The 10,991-nt window shown below is 69.0% G+C and carries 7 protein-coding genes; 5 read left to right on the top strand and 2 right to left on the bottom strand.

Annotated elements, in window-relative coordinates; genetic code table 11:
• Positions 1 to 531: 531 nt before the first annotated feature.
• From EES43_RS29235 to EES43_RS30900, 4 genes are all read left to right on the top strand, one after another.
• Positions 532 to 1,494, top strand: a complete 963-nt coding sequence (locus EES43_RS29235) for a ferritin-like domain-containing protein (protein WP_124271561.1) — start codon at positions 532 to 534, stop codon at positions 1,492 to 1,494.
• Positions 1,495 to 1,773: 279 nt separating this feature from the next.
• Positions 1,774 to 3,075, top strand: coding sequence for an Nramp family divalent metal transporter (locus tag EES43_RS29230; protein WP_124271560.1), 1,302 nt, complete (start codon positions 1,774 to 1,776; stop codon positions 3,073 to 3,075).
• Positions 3,076 to 3,317: 242 nt separating this feature from the next.
• Complete coding sequence (locus tag EES43_RS31895; protein ID WP_206430149.1) at positions 3,318 to 3,719, top strand: hypothetical protein; 402 nt, start codon at positions 3,318 to 3,320, stop codon at positions 3,717 to 3,719.
• Between the two features lie 92 nt (positions 3,720 to 3,811).
• Positions 3,812 to 3,949 carry a hypothetical protein gene (locus tag EES43_RS30900; protein WP_164493311.1) on the top strand — a complete coding sequence of 46 codons (138 nt, stop codon included), beginning with the start codon at positions 3,812 to 3,814 and terminating at the stop codon, positions 3,947 to 3,949.
• Between the two features lie 84 nt (positions 3,950 to 4,033).
• On the opposite strand, the gene EES43_RS29215 is transcribed toward EES43_RS30900, so the two are convergent.
• Positions 4,034 to 4,756, bottom strand: coding sequence for an SDR family oxidoreductase (locus EES43_RS29215; RefSeq protein ID WP_124271559.1), 723 nt, complete (start codon positions 4,754 to 4,756; stop codon positions 4,034 to 4,036).
• A gap of 157 nt (positions 4,757 to 4,913) precedes the next feature.
• On the opposite strand from EES43_RS29215, the gene EES43_RS29210 reads away from it, so the two are divergent.
• On the top strand, positions 4,914 to 5,798 hold the full coding sequence (locus EES43_RS29210; protein ID WP_124271558.1) for a helix-turn-helix domain-containing protein: 885 nt from the start codon (positions 4,914 to 4,916) through the stop codon (positions 5,796 to 5,798).
• Positions 5,799 to 5,844: 46 nt separating this feature from the next.
• Here the strand turns inward: EES43_RS29210 and EES43_RS29205 are convergent, their stop codons facing one another.
• A complete protein-coding gene (locus EES43_RS29205; RefSeq protein ID WP_124271557.1) occupies positions 5,845 to 10,761 on the bottom strand; it encodes an RHS repeat domain-containing protein in 4,917 nt (1,638 codons plus the stop codon).
• Between the last annotated feature and the right edge of the window lie 230 nt (positions 10,762 to 10,991).

Below are 10,991 nucleotides of genomic sequence, written 5' to 3'. Positions count from 1 at the left end.
GGCTCATGAACCGCGGAGCGCAGTGCCCCAGGGGCGTGAGTCCTCGTTACCTCCGAGATCTGAGGAGTCGTCGACCATGCACGTCCCCATCAACTCGGGGTCTCCACGACCGGCCAGACCAGATACCTCACCTTCTTGCACAACTTGCCCGCCTATGCGCTACCTTGTGGGGAATTCGACTATTGCAATCGATTTGCAATAGCTGATGCTGTGTCGATGGCTGCCGTGATGAGTCATGTTCGGGATGGGTTTCCTACCGCCCGGAGATGCTCGCGGTCGGCCGGGGCCACGGGTGCCGACGTGTCGGCGCCGTGGGTCTCGGCGGGCACCTCGCGGCAGCGGGACACGCCCAGCGGGCGGCAGGTCACTTCGGCCGCACAGACAAGCAGGGAGCTGCCTCGGCGGGACGAAATCGGACGTTTCGCCGACCTGGATGGTCGAGGCTCCCACGCCGCTCGCACCGGCCGGCCGACGGCGCTACGCCGTTGGCTCTCATGTCTCTCATGCATCACCAAACGGAAGGATTTCGCCGTGTTCGGCAAGCCCTTTGTACGTGAACTGATCAGCCGTAGCGCCGAGAATGATGTCGACCGCCGTCGCTTCATGAGGGGCGCCGGCACGGCCGGCCTCGGTGTGGTCGGCGCCGGTCTGCTGACCTCGGCCGCAACGCGAACCGCGACCGCGGCCGAATCGACGACCTCCACCGAGAGCGCCGACTCTGCTGCGCCCAGCGACTCCGCGATCCTCAACTTCGCCCTCAACCTGGAGTATCTGGAGGCGCAGTTCTACTCCTACGCCGTATACGGCCACGGCCTTCCCGACGACCTGACAACCGGTAAGGGCAAGCGAGGATCGGTCACCGGCGGACGCAAGGTCAACTTCCGTACCCGTGCGGTACGTCAGTACGCCGAGGAGATCGCCCGCGACGAAGTGGACCACGTCGCTTTCCTGCGCGGAGCATTGGGCTCGGCAACCGTCGCACAGCCACAGATCGACATCCAGAGCAGCTTCACCGCTGCCGCGCGCGCCGCGGGGCTCATCGGCCGGCACGAGACCTTCGACCCCTACGCCAACGACAACAACTTCCTGCTGGCGGCCTACATCTTCGAGGACGTCGGCGTCACCGCCTACAAGGGCGCGGCCCCTCTCATCACCAACAAGACGTACCTCAGTGCGGCCGCCGGCATTCTCGCGGTCGAGGCGTACCACGCCGCGAACATCCGGGTGTCCTTGCTCGAACGCGGCCTCGCGGATCAGGCCGGCAAGATCTCGGACGCACGGGACAGTCTTGACGGCGGGAGTGACGACGACCAGGGCATCGTACGGAACGGCAAAGCCAACATCGTGCCCGCCGACAAGAACGGGCTGGCCTTCGGCCGCAGCGCCGACCGGGTGCTCAACGTCGTCTACCTGACGCCGAAGAAGGCCACCTCCGGCGGTTTCTTCCCCGTGGGGGTCAACGGTTCCATCCGCACCAGTGGTGGAAGCCGCTGAGACAACACGCACCGTGCCGGGACAGCAGGACCGTGGACCTGCTGTCCCGGCTTCCGACTCATCCGTCGCCTTCTCCGCTGAGGATCGCTTGTCCTTCAACACCGCAGTTCTTCTTGCTCTCAATCTCCTGATCCTGGTAGCTGCGGCCGCCTACGGGACGTTTCAGCAACAGGCCCTGGCCATCCTCGTATGCCTGTACACCGCGGGGCGTCTGGTGGCCCGGCGGGCAGAGGGCCCCCGGATCGGGCGGAAGCCTTCGACGCCGTGACCGATACCGACATGACAGACCACGCCGCTGGGACGAACCTCGTCGCCCCATCCGGGGCGGTGCCCGGCACCCCGAGGCAGCAGAACGGGCTGCCTCCGCTCCCCCGTTCGGTCGGCAGATGGGCACGACGGGCCGCCTTCTTCGGCCCGGCCTTCGTCGTCTCCATGGCGTACGTCGACCCGGGAAACTTCGCCACCAACACGGCTGCGGGAGCCGCCTACGGGTACCAGCTGCTCTGGGTGATCGTCGTCGCCAACGTCGTCGCCATGTTCGTCCAGTACCTGTCCGCGAAACTGGGCATGGCGACCGGGCGGAGCCTGCCAGAGCTGTGCCGCGACACATGTGGGCGTCCGCTCACTCTGCTGCTCTGGGTCCAGGCTGAGATCGTAGCCATCGCCACTGATCTGGCGGAGCTGATCGGCGGGGCCGTCGCCCTGAGTCTGCTGTTCGGCGTCCCGCTGATCCCCGGCGTTCTCATCACCGCGGCCGTCTCCGTCCTCCTTCTGGTGCTCGCCCCCCGGGGCAGGCATCACTTCGAGATGGTGCTGGCCGGCATGCTCCTGGTCGTCCTGAGCGGATTTCTCTACCAGGCGATCGGTGCCGGCCCGTCACGCGAGGCAGCAGCAGGTCTGCTACCCGGATTCGCCGGAACGGAGAGCGTCCTGCTCGCCTCAGGCATCGTAGGCGCCACAGTCATGCCGCACGTGATCTACTTGCACTCGGCCCTCACCCGGTCCACGGCCAGTGACCCCGCGCGCCAAGGCAAGGCGCTGCGCCACACCCGCCGCGAAATCGTGGTCGCGCTGTCCTTCGCCGGCCTGGCCAACATGACGATGCTCGTGGTCGCCGCCGCCGTCTTCCACCGCGACGGTCACACCGGCACGGACACCCTCCACGAGGCGCACAGCGCACTGGGCTCGCTCCTGGGACCCACAGCCGCGATCACTTTCGCCGTGGCGCTGCTCGTCGCCGGGCTGGCCTCGTCGAGCGTCGGAACCTACGCCGGACAGATCATCATGGAAGGCTTCCTGCGCCGCCGGATCCCCCTGATCGTGCGACGGGCGGCCACCATGCTTCCCGCGGTGGGCATCCTGCTGGTCGGTGTGGAACCCACCAGGGCGCTGATCCTCAGTCAGGCCGCCCTGTCCTTCGGCATCCCCTTCGCGCTGGTCCCTCTGATCATCTTCACCAGCAGGAGGAAGCTCATGGGCGCCCTGGTCAACCGGCCGCGCACGACCATCACCGCGGTCGCCGCCGTCGCACTCATCTGCGGCCTCAACGTCTTCCTCCTGGCCGAGCCGCTGTTCGGCTGATCGAAGGGAACCGCTGCCGTCACGCCCTCAACACCGGTTCGGCCGGCAATGTCAAAGAAACGGCTCCACGCCTCCGGCCGACGGCAGCGCGGTCGCCCTCCCCGGCCTGCGGCACCCCAGGGTGGAGACCGGACTCGGCGTCCCGCGGCCCGCCCTCGCGCCCGCGCCGCCGACGGGGTCGCCGACACCGCGATCAGCTGGATGACCCCGCCCGGCTACGTCCGGGGCACCCTGATCCCGCCATGGCGAAGGGCGCGGCGGACGCCGGACGCCCCGTGCCCCGCGTGGTCACCGTCGTGCACGCCGCCGTCGACCACCCCGGCCGCCACGCCTACCGGCTCGCGTTCCCGACGGCCCACGTCCACCTCTCCGGACCGCACTACGCCGGAGAACACTCCACGGGGACCGAATCCGAAAGGGCCGCCCAAGGCGTCGCCCACCGCCGCGCCGACGACCGCGCCGGCAACCCGCTGAATCCTCTGCATTCCAGCAGGCTGTCCGTGGCGGTGCTACGCCAGGGCAGCGCTATAGCCCGGCCCGGCGGAGGCGCTGCCCTCGTCGGGCCGGGCGAAGCGATCTACGGAGAAGGGTTCGTGCGACGCGCCCGCCGGCCACATCGACAGACAGACATGTCGACATGCTAGGAGGGTTCCCTGTGGGAAGCGGTCGGCTTCCGCGCGACGGTGGATACGTACCGGAGAACAGACGGCTCCCCCTCATCGCCTCGGAGAAATCGATGCAGAAGATGAAGAACAAGATCAGGTGCCACATCTTTCGCTTCACCTACCTGCTCAACCGCCATTCGCTCCTGCAGGGCGGGAACGGGTCTTTCGCCGACGCCCTCGGGAACAGCGCGTTCGTCTTCACTCCGTAGTCATCCGCCTACGCACCGCCGGACTCCCCCCTCGACCGTCTCCTCGGTCGCCGGCGTCGGGGTCGGAGAGGGGCGGGCGGGTTCTCAGGCTTCCTGGCCGGTGGCGGCGAGGACGATCTCACGGATGGTGACGTTCTGCGGCTGCTGGTAGGCGTAGGCGATGGCCTCGGCGACCGTCTGCGGGTCCAGCGCGCCGCCGGCCGCCTTCTTCCACGCCTCGTAGTCGGTCTTGATCTTCTCGTCGCTGGTGTGGGAGAGCAGTTCCGTCTCCACGGCGCCCGGGGCGATGGTCACCACGCGCACGCCTGATGACGAGACCTCCTCGCGCAGGTTCTCCGACATGGCGTGCACGGCGAACTTGGTGCCGACATACGCGGTGTGGTTGGGGAAGGTCTTGCGGCCGGCGATCGAGCTGACGTTGATGATCGTGCCGGCGCGCCGGGCGATCATGCCGGGGAGGACCGCCCGGGTACCGTAGAGCACCGCCTTGACGTTCAGGTCGATCATCCGGTCCCACTCCTCCACGGGCTGGTCGGCGATCCGGCCGAGCAGCATCGCGCCCGCGTTGTTGACCAGGGCGTCGACCGGTCCGAACCGTTCCTCGGCCTCGCGGACGGCCATCTCGACGGCGGCCCTGTCGGTGACGTCCGCCTGGCGGCACAGGGTGTTCGGCAGGCCCAGTTCCTCCAGCTTCTCCAACCGGCGGGCCAGCAGGAGAAGCGGGTGCCCCTGTGCGGACAGCAGGCGAGCGGTGGCGGCGCCGATGCCGGAGCTGGCACCGGTGATGACGATCAAGGGCTTGGCCATGGTGATTCCTTTCGTAGTGGCGCGCGGTGCGCCCAGATCAAGGAGACCATCGCGACGGCCTCGCGGCAGGTCGTCGAAGGGGGCATGACGTACAGGGGGTCCGGCAGGCCCCCCTTGCGCGGGGTCGGGTCGGGCGGGCGCGTCATAGCCTGAAGGGATGAACACGACGCCGGGGCCGGAGCCCCACGCGGAACTGCGGGACTTCCTGCGCTCCCGACGGGCCCGTATCCACCCCGAGGAGGCAGGCGCGGCCCTTCACGCCGGACGGCGCCGGGTTCCCGGTCTGCGCCGGGAGGAGGTGGCGCAGCTGGCCGGCGTCAGCGTCGACTACTACGTACGGCTCGAACGCGGACGCAACCCGAACGTGTCCGCCGACGTACTGGACGCCGTCGCCCGCGCACTGAGGCTCGACGCCACCGAACGGGCCCATCTCTTCAACCTGGCGAGGCGCAGGCCCGCCCGCGGTCGCCGGGCCGCGGAGCGGCCTCAGCGCGTACGACCGGGCCTGCGCCGGATCCTGGACGCCCTGCCCGGCACCCCGGCGATGATCCTCGGCCACCGCCTCGACGTCCTGGCCGCCAACTCTCTCGCCCAGGCCCTCTACACCGACTTCGACGCGTTGCCCCACCGCGACCGCAATCTCGCCCGCTTCATCTTCCTCGACCCCACCGCCCGCGACCTGCTCGCCGACTGGGAACGGGCCGCCCGGGGGACGGTCGCCGCTCTGCGCCTGTACGCCGGTCGCCATCCCCACGATCCGCGCCTGAGCGAGCTGGTCGGGCAGTTGTCCGTCCACGACGAGGACTTCCGCCAGTGGTGGGCCGACCACGACGTGCACGAGTACACACACGGCACCAAGCTCTACCGGCATCCGTTGGTCGGCGAGCTGGGCCTGGAATACGAATCGCTCACCCTCCCCGACGATCCCGACCAGGCCCTCTACCTCTACACCGCCGAACCCGGCTCCCCTTCCGACAGCGCCCTGCGCCTGCTCGCCGCCTGGACCATGGACGCGGGTCGCCCCACCGACGCACCCTCCTGAGGTTGCGGCGGTGGCCACGCTCCAGGTCCGGCCGGCCGCCGGCCTGTCAGGACGCCGCACTCATCGCCTTGGCGGCGTCGGAAAGGTGGGGGATTCCGGAAACGCCAGGAGCATCGCCGGGGGCGCGGGGTACGTTTCCCCCACCTCCCGGGGACGCGGGGCTCACCGGCGTGTCCGTGACGGTCGCCCTGTACCTGATGGAAGAGTAGCGGCGATTCCAAAAGTATGCGGAATTCGCTTCGGCAGCCGTCTCCCTGCTTATCAATTGATAGGCGTCGCCGCTCTTCTTCTTGGCCATCACCCATTTTTCACTGAATTCCGGGAGAGCGCCGCTTCCCAGCTTGTGCTTCTTCAGATTCAAAAGATCACCGTTACTCATTTTGTTCGACTTCTGATATTCGTCAAGAGCTTCGATCTTCGACGTGAAATTATTGGGGCCGAATTTCTCCACGGGCGGCACGAGTTCGACATTCTTCGCCTGGAATGCCTTGGCATGAATGTTCCCCGCGAACTGTTTGATCCTCGTCGCGGCTCCGGGGGCGTTCTTGATGCCGATGAGGCCGCCGGTGATGCCCCCGGCGAGTGCGGCGACGTCGAATCCCGTGCGGACGTTCTCGGGCATGAAGCCCTGTCCGGTCGTGTTGATGGCGATCTGGTCGGCGGCGGCGGGGATGGTGGCGAGGGCGCCGATGGTGAGCGCGGCCTTGATCGCGCGTCCGGCGAAAAGGGTCGCCGCAGGGGCTGCTGCTCCGCCGGAAACGGCGGTGAGGGCGATGCCCGCGGCGGCGAGGGCGATGTCGAGGTAGGGCATGCCCTCCCAGCCGAGGACTTCCTTGTTGAACCAGGAGTCCGTGAACCAGTTCCCGGACTGTTCAGGGCTCTGTCCGGTGGGGTCGGTGTAGTTGACGGGGTCGCCTGTGGCGTAGGTGTAGGGGTTGAGCATGCCGGCGACCGGGGCGTCGGGTCCGGTGAACGCGGCGGTCCGCGTGTCGTACCAGCGGCTGCCGAGGGACTGGTGGCCGCTGGGAGTGGTGTACTCGCCGGCGTAGCCGTAGGGGTTCTCGGTGACGGATCCGGTGCGTGGGGTCGGGGTGATGGGACGGCCGTAGTCGGTGTAGGCGGTCCGGCCCGTTTCCGTACCGCTCGCGTCGAGGGTGTGGGTCTTGTCGCCTCGGCGGTTGGTGAGGTAGTAGCCGGTCTGCGGGTTCTGGCCGTCGGCCGGGGTGAGGGTGCGCGATTCCCTGCTGCGGCCGGTCAGGTAGCTCGCCGTCGTGCCGTCCTGGCCCGTTTCGGTGCCGGGGCGGTAGGTGAGAGTGTTCTCGGCGCCGTCAGGCGTGCGGGTGGTCTGGGTGTCGCGCTCCCCGGCCGCGTTGTACGTGTTCGTGATGGTGGTGCCGTCGGGAGCACGCGTTGCGGTGAGCTGCCCGCCGGCGTCGTAGGTGTGAGTGGTGCCGTCGGCGGCGCGGGTGAGCCGACCGGCGCTGTCGTAGGTCTGCGCCTTCCTCTGGCCGTCCTCGGTGATGTGGGTGGTGCGGGAGGCGGCATCGTGCTCGTAGCCGGTGGTGGCGGTCTTCTCGGTGCCGTCGGCCGCACGCGTGGTGACCTTGGCCTCGGAGAGGTTGGAGACGAGGTCGTAGGCGTAGTCGGACCGGCTGACCAGGGTTCCCTGGCCGGGCGTGTGGCCCTCGGTGACGTGGGTACGGGTGAGCCGCTTCTCGGTGTCGTAGGTGTGCGCGGTCGCGGTCCTCTTCTCGCTGCCGTCCTTCTCCCGCAGCGTCGCGACGTCGGTGGCGAGCTGCCGCTGCGGGGTGTACGAGTAGGCGTGCTCCGCGATGACCCTGCCGCCGGGCGCCGTGTGCTTCTCGCCCGTCGGCAGGCCCGCGTCGTTGAACGTGTACGTGCTCACCGCGCCGTTGCCCCGGTCGATCTTCTCGGGGCGGCCGGAGGCGTCGTACGCGTAGGAGACCCTGGCCAGCTCCTTCCCGGCCCGTGACTGGACGGCCTGGGTCATCCGGCCGCTCTTCCCGTCGTAGGTGTAGGAGGTGACCGCACCGGTGTGGTCGGTGACCGTGGCGGGCTTTCCTTCGTCGTTGTAGGTGTACGACGTCCTCTTCCCACCCGGATCCACCCGCTCCTTCACGGTGCTGTCCGGGTGGTACGCGAAGGTGATCTTCGAACCGGCCTCATCACCGGACCGCCACACCGCGTTCTTCTGGCCCGTGACCGGGTCGTACGAGGTCCGCACGTGCTCACGCCTGGCGCCCGGGTCGTCCTTCGGCGACACCCATGCCTCGACACCACGCCCGGACGCGTCCACGCGCTGGTGCGCCACCGAACCGTCGGGCAAGGCCACCGACTCCACCAGTCCGTTGGCCTTGCCGTACGTCATGCTCGACGTTCCCGCGCCGCCCGGAGCCGTGATCTCCTTCGTCCGCCCGGCCGCGTCGGACACCGTCTTCCAGCCCTCAGCGGACTCGGCGCCCTTGGACAGCGTCTTCTGCGTCTTGTTCCCGAACGCGTCCAGCGCGTAGTCGGCCACCACGTCCGTCCCGGAGCCCTTCTCCTTCGGGGCCAACGTGTCCGTCTGCGGGAGCCCGGCCGCGGTGTAGGCGCGCTCGGCGGTGAACGGGCTCGTGTCGTCCTGGGACCGGGTGGGCCTGCCGAAGGCGTCGTAGACCGTTTCCGCCGCGATGCCGGGCGTGCCGTCACCGTGGGTGGTCTCGTCCCCGACCGGGTTGCCGCGGTCGTCGACCGTTCGGCTCGACGTGACGGTCGTCCGCGCCTGACCCCCGGGAACCGTCCGGTCGGTGGCGGTACCCGCGACATCGTCATGGTTGCTGAACGTCACCGTTCCGTCGGGACCGGTCGTCTTCGCGGGAATGCCCCACGCGTCGTGTTCGACGGTGGTCTCCCGCCCGCCGGCATCGACGCTCTTCACCTGCTGACCGGCGGTGTTGTACTCCGCCGCGCCCGTCGGCCGCCACTGGCCCTCGGGCAGCATCGCGCCTCGGCCTCCGTCGGCGGACGGTTGGTAGTTCGTCTCGGACGCCGTCCGGCGGCCCAGTTCATCCGTCACCGTCCGCGACGCGAATCCGTCCGACTCACGCCGACTCGTCGTCGACGTTCCCCCTGGTGCACCGCCGACCACGCCCCGCCGCGTCTCGTACGAGGCACGCGTCACCGTCCCGTCGTCAGCCGTCGTCTTCACCAGCCGGTCGGCCACGTCGTACTCGTTGACCTCTTCCGCCAGGTCGCCGGTCTTCTCCGACAGTGTCACTCCGCCGGCCAGGTCCGACACGGTCGTGGTCGTCACGCCGTCCGCGCCGGTCACCTTGTCCGTCCGTCGCCCCACGCCTGCCGCGTCCTTCTCCACCGTGCTCGCGGTGGACGTCACGGCCGGACCCGGGTCTCCGCCCTTCGCGCGGGAATCGCCGGTGACCGTCGTCTTCGCGACTTCGCCCGCCAACTCGCCCCCGTGGTACTCGAACTCCTGGCTGGACACCGTCCCCAGGTCGTGCGCAGCACCCTGCGCCGCCTTCGTGACGGTCCTGGCGACGGCCTTCCCGTCGCCGGTCAGCGCGTTCTCCACCACCTCACGGGCCCCCGTCGCGATGTCCTTCGTCTCCGTCCGCACCGGAAGGGAGTTGGCCCCGAACTCGGTGGTGGTCCGTACCCCGTTCCGCGTCTGCGAGATCTGCCGGCCCATCGCGTCGAACTCCGTGGAGACCTCACTGGTCTTCTTCCGCGTGGCGTCCTCGGGGTCAGTGGTGGTGACCTCCACGCGCGAAGGCGTCTGGTAGTTCGCCGGGGCGTTTTTCACCTTCGGCGGCGCGCCGTCCGCCCCCTCGCCGGGGTACGAGAGGTCCGTGCGGGAGACCTCCTTCGTCTGCGAACCGAGCCTGACCCGCACCACCTCGCTCTTCTGCAGGTGCAGGGCGTTGTACGAACGCTCGGTCTCCTGCCCGGAGCGCTGTGTGAAGCGCACCCGGTACGAGAACGACCCGTCGCCGGAGTTCTCCAGGCCGTCCGTGCCGTCGGCGCAGTACTGCGGACACCCCGTGAAGTTCCGGCCGCCGTTGGCGCCGTCCGGGTCCAGGCTGACCGACACCCGGTCGGTCAGCGTCCCGCCGTGCGAGTCCTTCACCTCGAACGCGGAGACCGCGACCACGGCGCCCGACCGGGGCTCGTACTCCCGGTAGTCGAACTCCGTGCGCGCTCCGGTGGGCAGAGTGACCGCCGACGGGACGTTCACCCGCGCAGCGCCTTTGACCGCCCACTCGACGTCGGTCCTCGCACCGGCCGGGTCCGTCACGGACTTCACCCGTCCCTGGTCGAGTCGCACCACCGTCTCCGGGGCCGCCGTCTGCCCCCACCGCTTCGGCGACACGAACGTCACCGCATCGCCCCGGTACCTCACTGTCAGCTTCGATCCCCAGCCTCCGGTCACCGACGACAGCCGGTGCTGGCCGTTGACGATCGTCCACACCAGCTTCGTGAGATGGCCGAACCGGTCCTCGACGGCGACCAGGTCGCCCGCGGAGTCGAAGAGACTCCGCGAGCCGTCCTTCAGCGATTTCATCTCGTAGGCGTGCGTGACCGGGGAGGGGCCAGCCGCCGCGCGGAACTCCACGTCCTTCAGCGGGTAGTCCTTGAATCCCGACGCCTTCGAGCTGTCCATCACCTGCTCACCCGACGGCAGGACCACCGTCCCCCGCTCCACGTCCACGAACGGCAGCCCGAGCGACATCCCCTGCCCCAGGCCGAAGCGGTTCACGCCCGCGGACGACAGCCTCTGGGAGAACTGGGCCTTCAGCTGCAATCCCGAACCCGCGGCCCCGGACACCCCGCCGAGGGCCGGGGAGAACCGCGCCTCACCGGTCCGCTCGTCGACCGCACCTCCGAGCGACCCCGTCGCGGCCGATATCGACCCTTCTCCGCCCGGTGCGGCGAACGCGTCGCCCACGCCCACGACCCAAGGCAGCGAAGCACCCACGGCAACCGAGACAGCCATGGACACCGCACGTCGCGACAGGGGAACCGACATCACATACTCCGAGACCGCCGAGAGAGGGGGACACGGACAACACAAACGCACGCCCTCACGCCGCGCCCCCAGAACAACCCCTAAAAGGGGCCCGGAGGGCTGTGATCCCGTCACCCTGATGTGTGCTCCGCCCCGGCGGACCACCGTCC

The sequence above is a fragment of the Streptomyces sp. ADI96-02 genome (genome assembly GCF_003846185.1).
In the GTDB taxonomy this organism is placed as follows: domain Bacteria; phylum Actinomycetota; class Actinomycetes; order Streptomycetales; family Streptomycetaceae; genus Streptomyces.
Note: the sequence above shows the minus strand (reverse complement) of the source record. Positions and strands in the feature narration are given on the sequence as shown.